General features: G+C 45.3%; 17 protein-coding genes. 10 read left to right on the top strand and 7 right to left on the bottom strand.

What is annotated here, in order from left to right; genetic code table 11:
• Positions 1-94: 94 nt before the first annotated feature.
• Positions 95-298: a cold-shock protein gene (locus FD47_RS03920; protein WP_008212794.1), complete on the top strand. Its 204-nt coding sequence runs from the start codon at positions 95-97 to the stop codon at positions 296-298.
• Positions 299-474: 176 nt separating this feature from the next.
• Positions 475-2265 (top strand): alpha/beta hydrolase, encoded by a 1791-nt coding sequence (locus tag FD47_RS03925; protein WP_056980065.1) that lies wholly within the window; start codon positions 475-477, stop codon positions 2263-2265.
• Positions 2266-2336: 71 nt separating this feature from the next.
• Here FD47_RS03925 and FD47_RS03930 read toward each other — a convergent pair whose 3' ends face one another.
• Together FD47_RS03930 and FD47_RS03935 are read right to left on the bottom strand one after the other, a co-directional pair.
• Positions 2337-3188, bottom strand: a complete 852-nt coding sequence (locus FD47_RS03930; protein WP_054733245.1) for a fructosamine kinase family protein — start codon at positions 3186-3188, stop codon at positions 2337-2339.
• Positions 3189-3335: 147 nt separating this feature from the next.
• A complete protein-coding gene (locus tag FD47_RS03935) occupies positions 3336-4361 on the bottom strand; it encodes a ketopantoate reductase family protein (RefSeq protein ID WP_054733248.1) in 1026 nt (341 codons plus the stop codon).
• A gap of 687 nt (positions 4362-5048) precedes the next feature.
• Here FD47_RS03935 and FD47_RS03940 point away from each other — a divergent pair.
• Positions 5049-8483 carry a fibro-slime domain-containing protein gene (locus FD47_RS03940; protein ID WP_054733250.1) on the top strand — a complete coding sequence of 1145 codons (3435 nt, stop codon included), beginning with the start codon at positions 5049-5051 and terminating at the stop codon, positions 8481-8483.
• Between the two features lie 94 nt (positions 8484-8577).
• On the opposite strand, the gene FD47_RS03945 is transcribed toward FD47_RS03940, so the two are convergent.
• The 3 genes from FD47_RS03945 to ilvB all read right to left on the bottom strand — a co-directional run bounded on the left by FD47_RS03945 (position 8578) and on the right by ilvB (position 12416).
• Positions 8578-9360, bottom strand: a complete 783-nt coding sequence (locus tag FD47_RS03945) for an ABC transporter ATP-binding protein (protein ID WP_056980066.1) — start codon at positions 9358-9360, stop codon at positions 8578-8580.
• A 203-nt stretch (positions 9361-9563) separates the two neighbouring features.
• Complete coding sequence (gene ilvC, locus FD47_RS03950; protein WP_054733253.1) at positions 9564-10592, bottom strand: ketol-acid reductoisomerase; 1029 nt, start codon at positions 10590-10592, stop codon at positions 9564-9566.
• Positions 10593-10712: 120 nt separating this feature from the next.
• Complete coding sequence (gene ilvB / locus FD47_RS03955) at positions 10713-12416, bottom strand: biosynthetic-type acetolactate synthase large subunit (protein ID WP_056980067.1); 1704 nt, start codon at positions 12414-12416, stop codon at positions 10713-10715.
• 757 nt (positions 12417-13173) lie between these two features.
• On the opposite strand from ilvB, the gene FD47_RS03960 reads away from it, so the two are divergent.
• From FD47_RS03960 to FD47_RS03975, 4 genes are all read left to right on the top strand, one after another.
• A complete protein-coding gene (locus tag FD47_RS03960; RefSeq protein ID WP_225352754.1) occupies positions 13174-13893 on the top strand; it encodes a beta/alpha barrel domain-containing protein in 720 nt (239 codons plus the stop codon).
• Positions 13894-13988: 95 nt separating this feature from the next.
• A complete protein-coding gene (gene ilvA / locus FD47_RS03965; protein ID WP_054733262.1) occupies positions 13989-15257 on the top strand; it encodes a threonine ammonia-lyase IlvA in 1269 nt (422 codons plus the stop codon).
• Positions 15258-15732: 475 nt separating this feature from the next.
• A complete protein-coding gene (gene ilvD / locus FD47_RS03970) occupies positions 15733-17475 on the top strand; it encodes a dihydroxy-acid dehydratase (RefSeq protein WP_056980068.1) in 1743 nt (580 codons plus the stop codon).
• 46 nt (positions 17476-17521) lie between these two features.
• Positions 17522-18505 carry a bile acid:sodium symporter family protein gene (locus FD47_RS03975; protein WP_171035001.1) on the top strand — a complete coding sequence of 328 codons (984 nt, stop codon included), beginning with the start codon at positions 17522-17524 and terminating at the stop codon, positions 18503-18505.
• Between the two features lie 134 nt (positions 18506-18639).
• On the opposite strand, the gene FD47_RS03980 is transcribed toward FD47_RS03975, so the two are convergent.
• The gene (locus tag FD47_RS03980) at positions 18640-19659 is read right to left on the bottom strand and encodes a lipoate--protein ligase (protein ID WP_056980069.1); all 1020 of its coding nucleotides are present in this window, start codon (positions 19657-19659) and stop codon (positions 18640-18642) included.
• A gap of 177 nt (positions 19660-19836) precedes the next feature.
• Here FD47_RS03980 and FD47_RS03985 point away from each other — a divergent pair, with 177 nt between their 5' ends.
• Both FD47_RS03985 and FD47_RS03990 read left to right on the top strand, forming a co-directional pair.
• Positions 19837-20214 (top strand): glycine cleavage system H family protein, encoded by a 378-nt coding sequence (locus FD47_RS03985; protein WP_054733264.1) that lies wholly within the window; start codon positions 19837-19839, stop codon positions 20212-20214.
• Between the two features lie 80 nt (positions 20215-20294).
• A complete protein-coding gene (locus FD47_RS03990; RefSeq protein ID WP_054733265.1) occupies positions 20295-20528 on the top strand; it encodes a P8 family protein in 234 nt (77 codons plus the stop codon).
• Positions 20529-20572: 44 nt separating this feature from the next.
• Here FD47_RS03990 and FD47_RS03995 read toward each other — a convergent pair whose 3' ends face one another.
• Positions 20573-20896, bottom strand: a complete 324-nt coding sequence (locus FD47_RS03995) for a DUF7671 family protein (protein ID WP_054733267.1) — start codon at positions 20894-20896, stop codon at positions 20573-20575.
• A gap of 109 nt (positions 20897-21005) precedes the next feature.
• On the opposite strand from FD47_RS03995, the gene FD47_RS04000 reads away from it, so the two are divergent.
• Positions 21006-21848 carry a DegV family protein gene (locus tag FD47_RS04000; protein ID WP_054733269.1) on the top strand — a complete coding sequence of 281 codons (843 nt, stop codon included), beginning with the start codon at positions 21006-21008 and terminating at the stop codon, positions 21846-21848.
• Positions 21849-21890 lie beyond the last annotated feature (42 nt).

Genomic DNA, 21890 nt, shown 5'->3' on the forward strand with positions numbered 1-21890 from the left:
ATAGTTTTATGAAATGACTTCCTTGGAATTACGTTCAACTAGATACATTAAAAAAATTATTTCGCGTGAATAACGCAAGGAGGTTTCATATATTATGAAACAAGGTACTGTTAAATGGTTCAACGCTGACAAAGGTTACGGCTTCATTACTACTGACGATGGTGACGTATTCGTTCACTTCTCAGCTATCAACAAGGAAGGCTTCAAGTCATTAGACGAAGGCCAAAAAGTTACCCTTGATGTTGAAGATAGCGACCGTGGCCCACAAGCTGCCAACGTTACTCCAATTGAAGACTAATTAAAAGTTAACAATTAATTTTCGAGCCGGCGAGTGATCGCCGGTTTTTTTGTGGCCTTTTTTTGAAGAGCGCCAATGTCGGTCATCAATGATATACCCCACCAATAATTAAGGATAGTCAATCAGTCAAAAATGACGTATACTTATTATTGGATTTTAACTGAGGAGTAATCATCATGACAAATAAACCTTATCATCGATTCATATTTTTACTGGGGATTTTGGGCTTTCTCGCCATTTTTACTTGTCCCAGCGTTCTCACCAACCATACATATGCAGCCACTAATCAAGCGTCGGCAGCGGTGCCAAGTTCCCCGGCTGATTCCCCGCAAGAATCACCTGAAGTCACGGTCTCAACCGATGATGGAACTACTGCAACTGAATCAAGCGAAACCAGTGTTTCATCTGAATCGCAAGCTGAATCGGCAAGTGCGACCGAAGCAAGCCAGGAATCATCGATCGACGCTCAGCAAGCGGACAGCCAAGTGACCGCGGAATCTGAATCCAACGACCAGGACGTCCCCGCCGAAACGGATCAAAGTGATGAGTCAGTTGCCAACGAGGAGTCGCCGCAAGCGGATGACGCCAGTGACCAAACCGCAACCATCACAAATGTGGGCTCAGCCACTGTTAACAGCTCAACTAATACCACCGCTGACGGGACAATGAATCCCGGTCCAACCAGCCAGTCAAGCACCACGGCCGGCGATGCCTCCACAGAATCAACGACCGCGACGACTTCACCCACAGCAACCGCCGATCAATCCGAAACGCCGGCAACCGCGGCCACCAATGACGATCAGCTGACAATCGATGGCGTCAACAATTCAACCGACCCAACGATTAAACAATCCAGCGATAACCCAATCATTCATTTTCTCACCAGCATCACGAGTGCTTCGGCTGCCGCGCTGATTTATCCGTTTGTCGCAACCCGCCAAGGCTCGCATCTGCTATCACAAATTCGAACGCTGCTGTCGCCTTCCCGCTACGACGTCGATCAAATGTGGTCGGATTTAGACAATCAGTACGATCCAAGTTATACCAAACAGTACTATACCGAGGCCAAGAACTGGTATGACAATGAAGTCAAAAAACAAACGTTAACCGTCCCGTTCGCTGATGGGACCGGGACCGCGTCAGCAACCTATATCGCCGCGCCCGGCTCCACTAAAACCATCATCTATGGTCAGGGCTGGACGACCGAACCCGAATGGATGGGCTACATTTCAAAAATCTTCTATGATATGGGTTATAACGTGCTCATGCCCTATACGCGGGGCCAAAACAGCAGTGACGGTGAATTTCTAACGTTTGGCTACAAGGATAAGCAGGATTGGATCAATTGGATTAATAAAATTGACGCCCTGAACGGCAAAAACAGTGAGGTCATTTTATACGGCCAATCCCTGGGCGCTGATGACGCGCTGGAAACAGCGGCTCAAAAATCGTTGCCATCGTCGGTGAAAGCCGTGATCGCGGACTGCGGATATTCCACAGTGCCATCATTGCTCAAGTCACTTTATTCCGGGGTTGCGACCTCGCTTAATAATCTGACTTCAAAGATTGGCTGGCAACTAAACGGATCAATTCCCTTGGTTCCATATGACCAATTTTTGAACGCCTTCAACGGGATCAACCAGCTTCTTCAAGGATTTAGTTTGGACGATGTTTCTGGCATTTCTGCAGTTCAAAATTCAACGCTGCCAACCCTCTTCATCGCGACGGCTGACGATACATTCATCCCAGATACGGAAACCGAGACAATGTATCACCTGAGCAATTCCCAATTTAAACAACTTTGGATTCTCCAAGGCAATGTTGGTGGTCATGCTTCGGCTAACAACGCCGTATTGGACTACAAGAAAAATATCGAAGCCTTTCTTAACGCGGTTGAATCGGGCAAAACACCTGATTCAAATCAATCTGATCTGAAGGTTGATTCAGACCAACGGGTTGCCGCTTAACTGCCACAACAGAAAATAACGTCTCGAAATCATTTCAGTTGATTCCGAGACGTTATTTTTTTAGGCCATTTTTAGGCTAACGATCGTAAGAGCCGCTTAACGCTGCCCTGATATTCCATCCCGAATTTTCCGAGATGCAGCATCAAATAATACAATTGATAGAATGGCAACCGCTCCTGATACCCGTCATCAAGCGGATATTCGTCCTGATAGCCCTGATAAAATTCGTTGTCAAAGCCGGCGAAAACTTGGGTAACCCCAATGTCGAATTCGCGATCACCATAGAATACCGTCGGATCAATGATGACCGGCTGGGCGTTCTCATCAAACATAAAGTTACCGGACCAAAAATCACCATGGAGCAGTGACGGCGTTGAATGATGGGTCTTCATGAGCGCTTTAAAATGGGCAACCGCTTTTTGGTAGCGGGCATCCATCGCCCCAGTCCAAAGATGGCGATTCATAATAATGCGTTTGCGGACCTCAAGCCGTTCATTGATGAAAAACGACTGCCAATCCGGATACCAAACACCGCCATCAGTTGTCCGGCCTTCCGGATCATCGACATTGAATCCAAACTGCCCATTTTGACTGGTTCGTTTGTGAATCTTGCCGACGACCCGTCCTAAGGCGTACTGATCACCGAAGGGCTGTGAGGCAATGTAACTCAGCAGCAGGTACGCATCCGCGCCCCACATGCCGTTTGCCAGTACCTGAGGCACCTTGGCAGTCTGCCCCAGAAGCTGCAGGCCAACGATTTCTTGTTGGTAAAAATTCTTTGAATCACTTGGATGCATTAATAGAAAATATTGCTGGTGATCAGTGGTGGTTAATTTGAACGCCTGATTCACGTCGCCACCGCCAACTGGTTGACTATCGATCACTGATTTAATAGGTAATTGTGCTAAAAGTTGTCGATCCAAACTATGTGCCTCCCTATTCGAACTTCAACCTAATCGTAAAACCAGCTTGAAGTCCTTGTCAAAGGAGAAATTAACTTCTATGTGAAAATATGGATGATCTATGTGCGCTTTTGTGAAAGCGATGGGTGGTCCTATGTGTGCAAACCATTAAGCTCTTTCTTGAACGGCATCCTTCTTGGTGGCTGCTTGCTTCTCGCCGTCCAGAACGGATTGGATGTAACCGTCAACGTCGAAAGTGCCGGAAAATTCTGCCAAATGAACCAAATTTCTCAGGAAATCATGGGTCTTAGCTTCGTAATGGTATTTCAACCCGAGATCGTAGATGTAACCGTTGATGTAGTCAACTTCGGTCTGACGATTTTTGGAAATATCCTGATACATGGATGGAAAATGAAGCGGATTGGAAACCCGGCTGACGTATGAAACGGTCGCCCATTCCTCTTCACGCGTGTTCAGTAACGTAATGCCAGCTCGCTCGCAGACGTCAAAGGCTTCGTTGATTAACTGCACGCCCAATTTCTTGGCAACCGGCGATTGAATGTACTCGCCCATGCGAATCTTGAACATCGTGCACAGCGTGTTGATCACGGAGTTAAAGATGACTTTGGCCATCAGAGTTCCCAGGAAGTTCGTGGTTAGGTTGGGATTCAAGCCCGCCTGTTCAAATTCAGCGACAATTTTATGAGTCATGTCATCCGGCTTCTCAGTTTCATTTGCCAGATTCATGGAACCAGCGCCCTTTGGCCCAATAAAGTCAACGTCCCCGGCTTTATTCAAAACCGTCCCAATTAAGGCCGTCCCGCCAAGAACCCGTTCCTTTGGGAAGTACTGATTCAGCTTTTCAATGTGACCCATGCCATTCATGCACGTGACGACATACTGCTTATCGTTGAAGAAGCGAGCACTGCGCTTGAGAAAATCGGCTAGTTGATATTGTTTGGTGAACACAATCAACACGTCGGGATCGCCCTTATATTCTTCAGGGTAGTAAACGTTAACTGGGACTAAATGCTTATTTTGCCCATCGCGGGAAACGTAAACGCCCTTCTGTTGGCGAATGGCTTCAACCTGATCTTCCCAAGTATCCACAAAATCAACATCAAACCCGGCCTCTTGTAATAACACTCCGTAACGTAATCCCATTGCACCTGCACCTAAAACTGTATATTTCATGTCGATAACTTCCTTTCAAAACTCCGTGTTATGTATCAACGCATCAATTTCTAAACGAGTCGCCCAATAAAAAAGTCGCCCCTCTGTCACTAAGACAAAAGGACGACAATTGGCCGCGGTACCACCTTCATAAGCAGTTGACGCCGAAACGCCACCGCTCACTCGTTAACATGCTTTAACGGACAAGTCCGAAACCGGCTAACATGCACTGCTCACCGATCTATATTCGAAAGCATGAAAGTCACAATCTACTCATTCAATGTCATCTCTCAGTCGCCGAATGACTTTCCTGGAATTGAATCAGGTAAACGCTTCTTTCAAATTGATACTTCGCATTATGAGATATAAATGATAGGTTGTCAAGGATTGTTTTAGAAATTGATGTGAAGTATTGTAAAAATTGTTATTTTGCGGTCTTCTAAGAGCCGGCTTTAATAGGCTTTCGAATAATTCATCTCTTTTATAATTTCGGAAACTAATTTTTTCGAAAATTCTTTTAATTTTCGCATACCTATAAGGCCACAAATTATTATTTTTACGGTTGATCATAGAAAAGGCATACTTTCTTCATAGTATACCCCATGTTATTTCCAACAATCACCTCATTTTGTTCACAAATTCTTCAATAAGATTGATTAGAATCTATTTATGCTATTCATTAGCAAATAAATATTTGAGGTGACCTCCATGAATCAATGCAAAGTCGAAACCAAACGAACCCATTTCAAGATGTACAAGGCCGGAAAAGTTTGGCTTTTCGCGTCAGTTGCGATGATCAGCTTGGCAACTGGTACGCTGTCGGGCACATCTGTATTGGCAGATGACTCACAACCGGTGACAACTACTCAGTCCTCGGGTGATCAGTCCCCTGGTTCAGCATCAACAACCCAGGCAACAGCTTCACAAGGTGTCGATACATCCCAGGGACAGCAAGCACCTCAGAGCACTCAAGCATCAACAGCGACAAATACTGAAGTCGCAGCAACTTCTAACGAGTCCACAATGCCAGTGAATACAACTACCAGAACCACGGACGAAACGCCATCCCAATCGAATGATCAAGTGGCAACAGAAAGTCAAACAGTACAAGATCCCACTCCAAATTCAAATAATCAAGGGGTTCAGCAATCAATAACTAATCAATCCCCAACAGCTCAAGTTACTGAAACAGCACCATCAACAGGTGGAGGCACCACACCAACAACTAATCAACCTGCAAATCAACAGACATCAAGTTACCCAGTAAACGCCTCTCAAGCCCCTACTGATCAGTCTTCTTCAAACCAAGTTACAATCGACTATTCTAACAAAGTCAAAAATAAACAAGTTGATAATTCTGAGCAGAAAGCGGATGAGACAAGTACTAACACCGAAAAGTCACATAACAAAACTGCAAATATAGAAAAAACTGCCGAAAAAAGTTCATTAAAAAATACCGATCAAAAAGCACGGGCGCAAACAAAAAAATACATTGATTTCGATGATGTTAAAGATGATAATCCCAAACAATATCGCCGTATCGTTGTAAGTAAAACAACCGACAATGGGCAGGAATATTATGTCTACTCAGAAAAAGACAACAAATTTACTTTGGCAGACAACGAGGTGATGAAAGAAATTGCGGCCGCAAAGGACGCTAAAAAGCTTAAAACCTACTACTGGGAAGATCAAGACAAACTAAAGGAAGCTCTTGACGATCCAGAGAAAGAATTTGCGGATCGGTGGATTTTGGTCCGTGACTCCAAAACACTACCCGAAGGAATTGGGAAAAATTATATCGAAACGCAAGCTCAGGAATTTTACGATAAGCAGAGTGAATCTAGGCCTGAAAATGCCACTGATTTGATTTTTATTCCTGATGGTGAAGAATATCTCGTTTACGATCCAAAAAGCGAAACATTCGAGAGTGCCACAGACGAACAAAAAGTGCTGATCACGAACGCCCTAAAAGATCCAAATGCGCCAGTGAAGAGCCGCTATCAAACAAATACAGAGCAGTTGGAAAAAGACTATGACTCGAATCTGAAATTTAGCGGTATGTTCCTAATCCGAACGACGAACGAGGAACCCAGCATTCCAAGTGTTACTCGTTATACAGGGGAAAGAATTGATTATCACTCGCCTAACAGTGGTATTGAAAGCGCTGAAACAAAGACAATTTACAAAGATAATGGTAAATATTACATCTTTAACAACGGTGTCTTCAGTATGCTTTCTGATTCAGACGAAGCCCTCATTGATTACAAGAATGCTGTTAACAAGGCCGTAACGAATTACTTACCTAAAGATTATGAGTCAGAATTACAAAAAGCCGTTAACGATAACCAGTCATTTGTTCAAATTGACGGTCAAATTTATAAAATCGTGTTGACACCACCAGGCCAGGAGCTTGATCAAAACACTGCTGCCTATACAATTACAAGTCCAGTCAAGATTGACAAAACAGATGGTCAAGAAGCCAACGAGAAATTAGTTCCGCTTGACACAGTCAATCCAAGCAAAAACGGACTTATATCAGTGATTGACTATACCGTTGATGAAGAGAACAAATTCACCGATGAAATTGGTGCGAATAAAGGCCATACAATTAAGTTTTCAAGGGGTGGAAGCAATATTGAACATGTCTTAGATGAACCATGGAACAATTACTGGTCTAAAGGGGCAACGGGAGGAATTGTAAAGAACCAGTTAAATGACAAAGGCTATCCTGTAACTGCCGTTGGCGAGGAAGAATCTCTTGAATATCTTTTCAATCCATCGACTAATTCAGAATTCATAGAATCAAAAATGAAAAACGGTCATCCAGACATGTTTATTAGCGATGGTGAGGGCGGCTTTAGCTTTGACAGTACTAAAAATCATGCAATTTTAAATGAAGATGGTACGAATATCATAATCTACAACAAAGCAAACAAGCCTTCAGAAGACAAAAGTGGCCAATTCTTCCCCTTAGCAGAATTACAAAATTTTTTCGATGACGATGCACCAATAGGCTATGAAACCAGCGGCAATAAAGAACTGCATCATTACTTTGGCGTTTCAATGGAAACAAACTACGTTCAACCGGCGAATGGTCAAATTGAGCACAATGGCGAAAAAAAACCAATGAAATTCTCATTTAGTGGTGATGACGATTTTTGGCTATTCATTGATGGAAAGCTAGTACTGGATATTGGTGGAATCCACGATACGCTTAGTGGTAGCATCAATTTTGCAACTGGTGATATCGAGATACCAACCTATGCAAACGATTCTGGGGAAAATATTCCAACTAATCTAAAAGATATATTCGGCGCTGATTGGCAAGAAACCGGCAAACAGCATACCATGAAAATCTTCTATCTAGAACGGGGAAATAACCTTTCGAACCTTAAAGTTGACTTCAATCTTCAACTCCCCGAAAACTACCATGCCGAAAACACTCAATATGATCGGGTTGTAGTCCCTATTGACCCGATTTACATTTATGCGGAAAATCAAGATTTCTCGTATACAGAAAACCCTGTATACTCATACGCAACCAGTGATAGATTTGGTGTGGAATTAGTTGATGAGCTCATCCCGCCAGTTACTCCTGACCCAGATCCTAATCCAGATCCCGATCCTGACCCGATTCCCGAAAAACCAAGCCCGGAAACACCAACTCCCGAAAAACCAACCACTCCAGAAATCGAAGTGGAACAAGGATTACCGGGACACCCGGACGAAGAAGCCGAAACGGGAGCTGATTTAGAGGATGCTGAGGGGTTGCCTGGGTTACCTAGTAAGTCCACAACAGGCCGCAAACAAACCAAACAAGTTGGGACCCAGACAGGTAGCCAATCCAGAAAAGCAGCCAGTGAGTCCGCAATTGCACAACCGATGGGCCTGGGCGCTCAAACCCCATCCGTAAGTGGTTCTAAAGCAGAATCCCCGACACCACTTGCTAATCAATCAACTCAAACAGCTGCTCCGACTGAAACACCAGCTCAACCCACCTCTCCAGATAAAATTGACCAACAATCAATCTTACCGCAAACCGGTGATGAATCGAGTCATTCAATGACAATTGCCGGAATGGTTGTTCTTGCAATTTCTGCGGTGCTTGGCGGTCTTAAGTTAGCTCGTCGGAAAGTTAAATAAGTATATTCGAGCAGTTTAATTACCAGTTCCAAAACAAAACCAAGGACGGGATACACTCCCCGTCCTTGGTTTTTACATACTCATCAAATTATTCTCATTTCGGATACACCGCCAACCGATTCCCAGTAATCGTCACGGTCTGGATTGGCTTCTGGTAAAAGTGGGTCAGGCTTTCTTCGTTCAAGACGTCGGCCCGCTTGCCTTTCTGGATAATATGTCCCTGCCGCAACAACAGCACGTTGTTAAAGCACGGCAACAATTCTTCGGTATAGTGGGACACCAGCAGCAACGCCGGCCGGTTCGGCATCTCGGCAATTTTGCCAACCCGCTTCAATAATTCCTCACGGGCAAATAAATCCAACCCGTTACATGGTTCGTCCAGAATCAATAGTTGCGGATGGGCCATCATCGCCCTGGCAATCAGAACCAGTTGCCGCTCTCCCTGGGACAAAACTTCGTATGATTTCCCCAGCAATTTCTCGCCACCCATGTCAATTAAAATCTGCCGAGCTTCATCCAGATCTGCCTGGGAAAACTGTTGGTAAATGCCGATACTGGCAAATTTACCGGAGAGCACGATGAAATCAACCAGGTCGCCCTGATGCAGCATATCCTGTAGCGCGTTACTGACCCAACCAATTTTAGTCTTTAATTCCGGAATATTGGTATGCCCGAAGACACCGCCCAGCACTTCCAGGCGCCCGGTTGTTGGCCACAAATCACCGTGGATCATTTTTAACATGGTGGTTTTCCCAGCCCCATTTAATCCGAGAATCGCCCAGTTTTCATTTTGATTCACTTGCCAATCGATGTGATGCAAAATTTTCTTTTTTCCCCGCGTGACTGAGACGTCATCGAAGCGTAAAATTCGTTCCATAATCTACCTCCAAAAATGAATATGTATTCAAAAGGACTGAATAAACCGGAGTGGTTTTTATTCAGTCCTTTCGACAAATTTGCTTGGTCATTTGTGGTCAAATGACCACTCGCAATCCGCAAGTGCATTTACGGAATCAATTTATCATTTTATTATCGACATGTTTGTTTAGAAAGTGATTCTATGGTTCAGCAAAGATTGGATTACTTAGTAGCTTCTTCGGGAGTACTGTACTTGTCAGCTTCGCCAACAAATGACATGTGGGCACGAAGATCTTCACCAACTCGTGAAAGAAGTGAGTTAGCTGAACGCTCACGCAACTTCTTGAGTTCTGGGAATCCGGCACGGTAATCGTCCATGAATTCCTTGGCAAATGAACCGTCTTGGATCCGCTTCAAAGCTTCCTTCATAGCGTCCTTTGAAGGCTTACCAACAACCTTAGGACCAACTACGTATGAACCGTATTCAGAAGTGTTCGAGCAGTCAGCATACATCTTGTTGAAGCCGCCTTCGTAGATCAGGTCACAGATCAATTTCATTTCGTGATCAACTTCGAAGTAAGCCAACTGTGGTGAGTAACCAGCCTCAGTTAATACTTCATAACCAGTTTCGATCAGTGAAGTTACCCCGCCCATCAGAACGTTTTGTTCACCGAACAAATCTTCTTCAGTTTCTTCTTTGAAGGTGGTCTTCAATAATCCGGCACGGCCGGCACCGTTCCCCTTGGCGAATTCCTTTGATAAGTCTTCGGCATGGCCAGAGAAGTCTTGGTAGTAACCGTATAATGCTGGAACACCTGAACCTTCAACGTATGTACGTCGGCAAAGATTACCTGGGCCTTTAGGTGCCATCATAACAACATCAACGTTCTTTGGTGGCACGATTTCCTTATAATGGATGTTGAAGCCATGTGAGAAACCTAATACGTTACCTTCTTCAAGGTTAGGAGCGATTGATTCTTTATAAACGTCACCCATTACTTCATCAGTGGTTAACATTTGGATCCAGTCAGCTTTACGAGCAGCTTCAGCTGGGGTGTATACATCGAAACCGTCAATTTTGGCGTTTTCAAATGATTGGCCTGGGCGAACACCGACGATAACGTCGTAGCCCGAATCACGTAAGTTATTTGCTTGGGCATGTCCTTGTGAACCATAACCGATGAAAGCAATTTTCTTTCCTTGAAGATAATTAGTGGTAACGTCCTTGTCATACAACATTTCTACACTCATATTTGATTCCTCCATTTTTTACGTTAAGTATTTTCTGAAACATTTTGTCGTAGGCGTGTAACTATGCAACATTAAACAAATTTTCCACTTATGGCACCACCTCCTTACCTGTGAAAAGCTTTAGAATCCGATCATGTCGCGGTTGGCATGTCCCGGGGCAACCATTGGATAAACCTGCTCGGTTACGGGAACCTGGACTTCAACCAGCGTTGACTTCGGATCATCGAAGACATCATTTAACTGCTGTTCTAATGGAATTTCAGGATCAAGCCGCTGATAATTAATGTCGTAGGCGGCGGCTAATTTCTTGAAATCCGGTTGATGATCAAATAGTGACTTCGAACGGTGATTCGAATAGAAGGCATCCTGCCATTGTCTAATCATTCCTAATGCATGATTATTCATTAAGAAGATTTTGACGTTTAAGTTTTCAGCCGCTAACACTTCCAGCTCCTCACTGGTCATCTGAAAGCCGCCATCCCCAACGAAGAGGACAACGTCGCGATCTTGATTGCCAAATTTGGCACCGATCGCGGCTGGCAGCCCATATCCCATGGTTCCCAGACCACCAGAAGTGACCAATTGCCGCGAATGCTTAAATGGATAGGCCTGAGCCGCCCACATTTGGTGTTGGCCAACATCGGTAACGACAATTGCGTCACCATTTGTGGCCTTTCCAACTGCCCGAACCACTTCATGGGGATCAAACTCCCCCTTTCCCGGCTTAACACTGTCGGGATGTTGGTCCTGCCAGTCAGTTGTTAACTGATGCCATGCAAGAATCTGGGGCTTATCAACCGGCCGGCTGTTCATTTCTTGGAGAGCAGCCTTCGCGTCGGCTTCAACCGCATAATCGGCGTGAAGAATCTTATTTAATTCGTGGGTATCAATATCGATATGCACAATGGTCTTCTGGTCAGCAAAATCCGCTGCCCGTGGAACCATCCGATCATCAAATCGTGAGCCGATATTTAAGATAAAGTCGCTTTCATCCAGTGCCATGTTGGCGGCGTATGAGCCATGCATCCCGCCCATTCCAAGGAATAGCGGGTCATCACTTGGAAAAGTTCCTAAACCTAACAGCGTGGTGACAACTGGTAATTCCCAGTTCTGAACGAACTGATTAAATTCTTTAGTTGCGCCAGAAGCGGCAACCCCAGCCCCAACCACAACGATTGGTTTAGCGGCGTTACTCAAGGCGTTTAACGCCTTGGTAATCGTCTCCTTTTGCGTTTTTCCCAATCGCGGCTTGCTCATTGCCTTGGTGCGCTTGGCAGCTTCTTCAAAAATGGCGCTGTCGGCAGTCACATCCTTAGGCAAATCGACTAATACAGGGCCCTTACGACCACTTTGAGCAAGCTTGAATGCTTTAGTAACAACACTATGTAAGTCTTCAACATTCTGAACCTGGAAATTCGCTTTGGTGATCGGTTTGGTCACACTCACAATATCCAACTCTTGGAATGCATTGGTTCCGATTGCTGATCGCGTTACCTGGCCTGTAAATACAACCAATGGAACTGAGTCCATCTGCGCATCGGCAATTCCAGTCACAACATTTCCAGCACCCGGTCCGCTTGTAACACATACAACCCCGGTTTTCCCGGTTGTTTTGGCGTATCCTTCAGCTGCGTGGACCGCGCCCTGTTCATGACGGGTTAACACATTGCTAAATGATTTCGTGTAAAGCGCGTCATATAAGGGGAGAACGGCACCACCGGGATAGCCAAATAAGAATTCAACATTCTGCTCATTCAAGGCGTCGACTAAGATTTCGGCACCTGTCTCAGTATCGGTTGCTGGTTTTGATTCTTCTGCTAGCATATCTGATTCACATCCTTTCAAATCAAGATCATTCTGACATCGTCACGTTAAGTTGCTCAGAAATATTAATTGCTGAATAACGTTTTGGTGATGGTTGAAATTTAACACGGTTATTTCGAGTTTGTCAACACCCAAATTAGATATTTTTTAATTTGATTCTCATGTTTAGGCGTGAAAACGCTGACACGGTGGTGCTTGAAGCCCGAAAAAACTTTTTTTCGAATCTAAATTCCGGCAATTGACATGTGATAACTTAGCGAAATTTAATTCTTGCCTAATGACAATACTAGCTTTTTGAAACAAGTCAACCCCTTTTTTGAGGTTTGTTACACACTGGTGTGACGGTTTTTCGCCCGTTATATGAAGAAAAACTTTTAAATGATTTTCACGGAAAAACTTTTATCGAAACTTGTTGCATTTTTCACAGCTCGTGTTATAGTTAGCGTCAAGTTAAAAAATGAGAAATCGATTCAGGAAGAAGTAACTTGACTGACTGTTAGCAAGAGAGTCCTGGGATGCTGGAACAGGATAGCAATCGTTAAGTGAAAGTAGGTCCGGTTTGTAATCGAACAGGTGCTGCCCGATATCCAGCAGTGTATGTACTTCACACGATTGAGACAGTTAGTAACATAACCGTGAACAAAGGTGGTACCGCGTTAATAACGCCCTTTGAAAAACTTTTTTCGAGGGCGTTTTTATTTTTCACTTTTTTGCTTTGATAAGTTTTAGATCTTAAATTCAGAAAGGAATGATGACCATGACGACTAGCATAATCCCAGCAGCCGCAAATGCGCCAATGCTGAAATACTTCGAATCACAAGGATTCAACGAACTTTATATCGACAAGGACTCGGTGGAAAACCAATTATTGGGTGGAGATACTAACCGAGTGTTAGCCCTGTCTGACTATGCGCATTATCTGCAGTGCATGAGAAATGCTACCAGTGCTCACCTGCTTGCCGATACGTCATTCGGCGGCGATGATGCCGCTAACTGGGCCGACACTGCCGACCAGTTGGTTCGTTGTGGCGCCAACACAATCCTAATCAGCGATTACCAAAGCAAGACCTCTAACCACCAGCCCAACCTCCTGCTTGATGAGGACTTTGAGGCTAAGATTCGAACGATGAAGGCTGAATTGACCGATACAAACACCGATGCAATGGTTAACTTGGGTGGTTTTTCAACGTACGGTATTGACGGCTTGAAAAAGCGCATCCAGATTGCCCGTTCCGAAAACATCGCCAAGATCTCAATCAGCAACGTTGCCGCAAAGGACCTTTCAATCATCGGGGCCATTATGAAGCCAAACCAAGAAATTGGTTTGGCGATCGATAACCCAAAGATGACATTTGGCAGTGCGCAACAGGTTAACCCTGCATTTGTTTTGGATACTTATCATCCCAAGAAAGCCACCCAACAGTGGGTTCAGAAAGCTGGTCCTTCAGTCGTTCTGCGCCTTTACATGGGCAATTAATTGAGAAATCGCGTATCTTAAATCAAAATCCGGGACCACTGTCAATTTCGCAGTGGTCCCGGATTTTTAGTTCAAGAAAGGAAAGTGAGATTTATATGCAAACAAGAACAAGTAAACTTAACGCAACTGATGTGACCAACGCCTACGAGGTTTTAAAGCCGATTGTCACCCATACGGATCTACAGTACAGCCGCTACTTATCCGATCGGTACCACGCCAACGTGTATCTGAAACGTGAGGATCAACAGCTGGTTCGCTCCTTCAAACTTCGCGGGGCCTACTACGCCATTTCCCAAACACCGGAAGGCACCCGAAAAGCCGGGGTTGTCTGTGCAAGTGCCGGAAATCACGCCCAGGGGGTTGCCTGGACCTGTAAACGGATGAAAATTCCGGCCACCATCTTCATGCCAACCACCACCCCTGCCCAAAAGGTCGGTCAGGTGAAATACTTTGGCGGCGACTACGTGACCATCAAGTTAACCGGCGACACATTTGACCAATCCGCGGACGCGGCTTTGGACTTCTGTCAGGAAAACGGCCAAACCTTCATTGCTCCGTTCGACAACCTCAACACGATGGCGGGTCAGGGGACCATCGCCGTTGAAATCTTTAACGACGCAAAAAAACAGAACCTCCAAATCGACGACCTGTTCGTTGCAATCGGCGGCGGTGGTCTGCTAAGTGGGATTAGTACATACACCAAGTCCGTGAGTCCCAAAACTGAAATTGTCGGCGTTGAACCCAGTGGTGCCGCTTCGATGAAGGCCGCATTTGATGCTGGGCACCCCGTCGATCTCGAGCAACTGGATAAATTTGTCGACGGCGCGGCGGTTCAAAAGGTCGGCGAACTGACCTACGCAACTTGTCGGGCAAACGTGGATCGATTATGCCAGGTGCCGGACGGACAGGTCTGCAATACAATTTTGGACCTGTATAGCAAAACGGCGATCGTTGCCGAACCGGCCGGTGCCCTGAGTGTTGCCGCCCTGGAAGCCAACAAGGATAAGATTGCCGGCAAAACGGTGGTTTGTGTCATCTCTGGTGGGAATAACGACATCAACCGGATGCAGGAAATCGAAGAACGGTCGCTCATCTACAACGGCCAGCAACACTACTTCATCGTCAACTTCGCGCAACGGGCCGGTGCCCTCCGTGAATTTGTCAATGAAGTCCTCAATCCCGACGATGATATCACGAAGTTTGAGTACACCAAAAAGGTCAACAGTACCATGGGCCCCGTCCTCATCGGGGTTCGGCTTGGAAACGTTGATAACCTGGACGCGTTATTGGCCCGCGTGAAGCGCTTCGACCCGAAGTACATTAACCTGCAGGAAAACCAAATGCTCTACCGGATGTTAGTTTAATCGCAAAAAATGAGAACCTCTAATCTTTTTATCACAATTGTCCCGGTCACTAACCCCAATCGGTTAAGCGGCCGGGGCTGTATTGTATCAAGCTTCCAGCAAGCAATATTCTTGACTTTTGAAAATTAATTGCTCCAAATTATAGGGGTTTTCCCTTAATTTCGAAAGTTACTATTTACAAGTGAGGATAATTATAATAAGCTTAATGCAATTCTCATACAAGTGAAAGGAAATACCGACTATGAAAAACACTAACGCCACATCATTACAAATTTTAGTCTTAGTCCTCGTCGTGATTATTATTAGCTAGACGGGCGATTTTGTAATGGCCCGTCGAAATCAGGCGGGCAGCGTTGGTGGATTCAAGGCCAAGAGCTGTTCAACACAGCTCTTGGCCTTTTTCTTTTACCAACATACTTGGGAATGAATCTTCGGTGCCGAACACACCACTACATATCAGAGAGGATGGTAGTTAATGGCAAATACACTTGATTTTAACGCAGAGGGGGAAGGAATCCATAAACGGTCCGACAAGATTAAAGTCGGCGTTGATGAAGCCCCTTCCAAGAGTTTGCTTTATGCAACCGGTCGAGTAAAGAACGAACACGACATGAAGAAGCCGTTTATTGCGATCTGTAATTCGTATATTGAAATTGTTCCCGGCCACATTCATTTACGGAAGTTAGCAGATATCGCCAAACGCGCGATTCGTGAGGCCGGCGGAATTCCGTTCGAATTTAACACAATTGGGGTTGATGACGGAATCGCCATGGGCCATGTCGGCATGCGGTACTCGTTACCAAGTCGGGAAATCATCGCCGACTCAGCCGAAACCGTAATTAACGCGCACTGGTTTGACGGCGTTTTGTTCATGCCAAACTGTGACAAGATCACCCCAGGCATGTTAATGGCCGCCGCGCGAACCAACGTCCCATCAGTCTTCGTATCTGGTGGTCCAATGAGAGCCGGGGTTGATCCTAAGGGTCGCGCCACTACTTTATCAACCATGTTTGAAGCCGTTGGGGCCTTTAAGAGCGGCAAGTTATCCAAGGAACACCTCTTGGAATATGAAAAGAACGCCTGTCCAGGATGTGGTTCATGTGCCGGGATGTTTACCGCTAACTCAATGAACTCACTGATGGAAGCTTTAGGAGTTGCCCTTCCATACAACGGGACGGCATTAGCTGATTCGGATGAACGAAAAGATTTAGTCCGCCGAGCCGCCAAACAAGTGATGTACATGGTTAAGAACAACATTAAGCCCCGTGACCTGATGACCAAGGAAGCCTTCGATGATGCCTATGCGCTTGATATGGCAATGGGTGGTTCAACCAACACCATTCTTCATGGATTGGCAATTGCCCACGAAGCCGGCATCAAGTACAACTTGGATGATATCAACAAGATCAGCCGCAAGGTACCTTACTTAGCTAAGATTGCCCCATCATCTCACTGGACGATGCAAGATGTTCACGCTGCCGGTGGCATTCCCGCAATCTTAAATGAATTAATCGAAAAGGGTGACATTCTTCATCCTGATCGAATGACGGTTACCGGCAAGACCCTTCGCGAGAACGTTGCTGGCGCCCACACCAAGAATCCAGAAGTCATTCACACCGTTGACAACGCCTACTCAACGGTTGGCGGCTTGTCAGTCCTTCACGGTAACCTTGCCAAAGACGGTGCGGTTATCAAAGTCGGTGGCGTTGACCCAGACATTCGCAAGCAAGGTAAGTTTACTGGAACCGCAATCTGCTACGATTCCCATGATGAAGCCGTTCACGGCATCGATTCCGGCGAAGTTAAACCAGGCCACGTTGTCGTCATTCGCTATGAAGGTCCTAAAGGTGGTCCCGGCATGCCAGAAATGCTGAACCCAACCTCAAGTATCGTTGGTCGGGGCTTAGGTCGTGACGTTGGTTTGATTACCGATGGGCGTTTCTCAGGTGCCACCCGGGGAATTGCCGTTGGCCATATTTCACCAGAAGCTGCTGAAGGCGGCACCATCGCCCTGGTTAAGAACGGCGATCAAATCACGATTGATTTGAAGAACCATGACATTTCCGTTGATGTGTCCGATGAAGAACTTGCGGAACGGCGCAAGCACTTACCTAGATTTGAACCAAAAGTTCGTTCAGGTTACCTTGCCCGTTATCAAGCACTGGTTACTTCAGCCAACACGGGTGGTGTTATGAAAGGTTACGACGAATTATTCTAAATACTTAGCAGTTAAAAGAGAATTGAATTATTTGGAGGAAATGCATATGAAAACTGTCTCAAAAGTTGGTAATTGGATGAGTAAGTGGTTTACGCTCCTCGTTATCTTATGGGCTGCCGTTAACTACTTCTTACCACAAGCAAGTTTATGGATCGCACCAAACACTTCCTATCTATTGGGAATTATCTTGTTTGGAATGGGGTTGACATTAAGTAAAGATGATTTTGCCCGAATCTTAAAGCGTCCGGTCCCGGTTATTTTAGGAACGGTTGCCCACTACGTTATCATGCCGTTCATCGCCTTTGCGCTTTGCCAGATCTTCCATTTAACTGGCGCCACTGCCGTTGGGGTTATTCTCGTGGGATCATGCCCAAGCGGAACTTCTTCAAGCGTGATGGCCTACTTGGCAAAGGGGGATGTTGCCCTCGATGTCTCAATCGAAGCCCTTTCGACATTATTAGCACCGATTATGCTGCCAGTTATGCTCCAGTTTTACGCTGGCCGGTACGTTGCCATTCCAACGACCCAGCTATTCATGAGTACCCTGAAAATTGTTGTTATCCCCATCATCCTTGGGGTTGTTGTTCACACGTTATTCTCAAAGCAGGCTGCCAAAGTTAACTTGGTATTGCCATTAATTTCCCAGCTCGCTATTCTTGCAATCATCGGTGCTGTCTTTGCAGCTAACCATGATGATCTGTTCACTGCCCAGACTGCTCTGGTTATCCCGGTTGTTATGCTGCATAACCTGAGCGGATATGCGCTTGGTTACTTGTTTGGTCACCTGATCCGCTTGCGTCAACCGCAGCGAAAGGCGATCACCTTCGAAGTTGGGATGCAGGACTCAAGCCTTGGGGCAACCTTGGCCATGAAGTACTTCGTGCCAGCCGCTGCCATTCCATCAACGATCTTCTCGATCTGGCACAACATTTCCGGTTCAGTGCTTTCGTCTTGGTGGCGTCAACACACAACCGAAAGCGTCCGCGATTCGATTCGGGCAACCGCATCGACTCACGCCACGAACAACTAGTTTTTTAAACGTTATTATTGACCCTATATAATAGTAGAGACTGACCAGAAAATGGTCAGTCTCTTTTGGGTTAGTCATTATAAAATGCCTTTAACTCGCAGTTCAGGGGGCCGATTGGTTTCAGTTTAACCGTCTCATTCGCTAGTTAATTGAGATTCAAGAAATTCTGTCAACTGATCAGCGTCAATGTTTGCTAAATTCCCCTTCTTAACCGCCTTTTTGATAACTCTGGAACTTGGCTTGCGATCGACCAGCTGCTGTTCAACAGCGGTTAAATCACCAGTGGCCTTGAAGAACGGGTTGAATTTAATGTGGGCAACCTTCCCATCGGTCACTGTCCAATTAATTCCCAGCTTGCCGGCTTCAAACTGATGGTCCGTATAGTGATAATAACCGGGGTTGTGACCAAAGTTCCATTCATCGGTCCCATAGGTTTCAGCCAGCCGTTGATCAGCCACTTTCCAATCATCGTCAGTCATATGATAGGTTTCGATATCATCCAGTGACGAAACTTTGAAGAGTTCCTTCAATAAATATTCCCGGAAATCGGCCATTGTCATGCCATCCGGCAAGTAATCTTTCAAGTTCACGATTGGACTGCGCTTCGACAAAACCCCCAACCGCTTGCGTTTTTCATCCTGGTTTTCGGTTAAAACTTTCTTGGCATTTTCAATGTTTAAATCGTACATGATCGTGCCACCAGCCGCGATTCCCTTGCCGCTTTTGAACATGGTCATCCCCGACCACTTCTTACCATCTAAGATGAGGTCGCTGCTATTTTCCTTCATCGCGACGTTGATCCCGAGCTTCTGCAGGGCCTTTAAAACCGGTTCAGCAAAGTGCCCGTAATCGCCAAAGTCGGAGGCATCGTCAGTCAGAATATTTTCAAAAATAAAGTTTCCCATATCATGATAAACCGCGCCGCCACCGGACGTTCGGCGAACGAGTTGGATATTGTGTTCATGCAGGTAGTCAATGTCGACCTCGGCCCAAACATTTTGATTTCGACCAATAATCACGGACGGCTGGTTCACATAAAACATCAGCCCGTGCCCCGGTAATTTCAAATCATTGACAAAGTAATTATCCAGCGATTGGTTCACCCGGGCATCATAACTGGGCTGCCCATTTCTGGAAATATCAATTAGGTACATTCAAATTCCTCCCTGTTGGGCCAGCACGTGTCTTGGTGAGCTGACCCATTTGTGTTCGATTATTATATGAAGCGGTTTCATTTTAAAGGCGTTTCAACTTTCTCCGCCATCGCATTACCGACGTTCCCTTTCATTATACGTTATAATTGAAGTAAATAATATTGAGGCGGTGTAGACATGGCAAAAGTTTCATTATGGACACGAATTAAAAACTTCTTCACGGGCAAGAAGCAGCCAACCCTAACGGACGCAAAGGTCAAAGACGGCATCTGGTACGCTAAGCAGCCCGACGGCAACTATTTATTGGGAATTGACGAATCCGTTTACCAGCTGATGGGCAAAATTACCTTTGCTGATTTTCCGACCCAGTTAAATAACTTGCAGGTTGAGGATGATTTACTTGATATTGAAGGCGACAAATCCGTTGAAACCTTAAAATCTCCCATTGCCGGAACGGTCATTGCTAAAAACGACGCCATTGGGAAAGATATTGAGACGCTCAACGAACCAAATCCCCAAGTTAACTGGATCGTTAAAGTTAAGCCGGCCCAATAGCTGATTAATGAAACAATTTTTGTGTCAAATCTGAAATTTGAACTATAATAGAATTAGATACAAAAAGGAGGTAGTTATCTATGGCAGAAGATTTAGAAGAAAAACCAGGTGCAGAATCCCCATTACTTAACAAGCATATGAATGAGGCTTTCGACTGGAGCGATAGTAAGCTTCCGGTTCGAGACGCTCTATGGGATTATTACATGGAAAACAACGATCACGATACCATGAAAACTGGTAAAGACATGGAAAAGTACATGGACATGTCCACCGATGATCTTAAAGCAGATGTTGAAAAGTTACTCAAGAAGTAATTTTTCTCATAAAAAAGGAATTCAACCGTGGTTGGATTCTTTTTTTATTTGGCCTGATTTTTAAGCTCTTTGGTTGCCGCCTCAAGAACATCATCCGCCACAAACTCGTTAGTGAACCGCTGAAGCGGCGTGTAATCATGGCGATCCTTGAAGACCACCGGATAATCCTGGACAATTGCGACCATCAGATTATTTTCAGTGATAAATACCTGTCCCAGGCGCTTAAACTTCCCCTTGGTGTGCTTGCCAGTCCGCCAACTGTGGAGCTTAAACGCGCCGTTTTCATCACGCTTGATTTGATAATTTCCTGAATCGTCGGTTTCCAGCGGAACGCCGATATACTGGGACACAGCGTATTTTCCTTTCATAGTTAATTCCTCCTGTCTTAATGATTCCAGTCATATTATTTATCAAATGGTTATAATAATGGTAATGTACATTATAGGCATTATGTTAGTCACAAAAAGGGGTGATTGAATGCAATCTATTAAAATTGTGACCGATTCAGCGGCGCACCTATCACCAGGAGACGTTGCCCGCTACAATATTACGGTCATGAATTCTCCAATCTTAGTTAACGATAAGGTGTTTGGCTATATTAATCAGATCAGCGAGCAAAAATTCCACCAACTCTTCGATCACCCGAGCGGTCGGCCCAGGATTGGCGAAATTAGCGTGGCTGCGCTTGTCGATACTTATAATCAATTAGGCGCTGATGGTAGTAAAATTCTGTCCGTGCACCTCAGCAATAAGATTACCCATACTTATCAAAACGCTCGGCAAGCGGCTAAACGCTCCACCAGTGACATGACCGTTATCAATAGCCAGGTCACCGCCGCGGGATTGACGTACCAAGTACTCACGGCTGCCAAACAAATTAACCGGGGAAACGTCACGATTGAAACGCTTATTCCAACGTTAGCACAAATTCGCGATCGGACCCAGATTTATTTTTCAACGCCAAATAATGCTCAGCTCGTCAATCAACGAATTATCGGCCGCTTTAGAGGCCAAATTGAAAAGCGGCTTAACATTTCGTACATCATTCAGTTCATTAATAACGACTTTTCCTTCATTACCCGCAGTCGCAAAGAGGATTTAGCGACGACGTTTTGGGACCGGCAACTCGCAACCATGCACGACCAGAGCATCGTTCAATTGTCCATCCTGCACACGGGTGATCCGGAACGGGCAGATTATCTCTATGAGATGCTCCGCACGGAATTTCCCTTTGTCCCTATCGAAAAGGTCGCTACTAACCCAGAAATGGCCTGCTTTATCGGGTCGGATGCAACCGGCGTCACGTACCTGTTAGGTTAACGCCACTAAGAATATCGATTGAAAGCAACAGGGGTCTGAAAT

The sequence above is a fragment of the Lentilactobacillus parafarraginis DSM 18390 = JCM 14109 genome (assembly GCF_001435895.1).
Lineage (GTDB): Bacteria > Bacillota > Bacilli > Lactobacillales > Lactobacillaceae > Lentilactobacillus > Lentilactobacillus parafarraginis.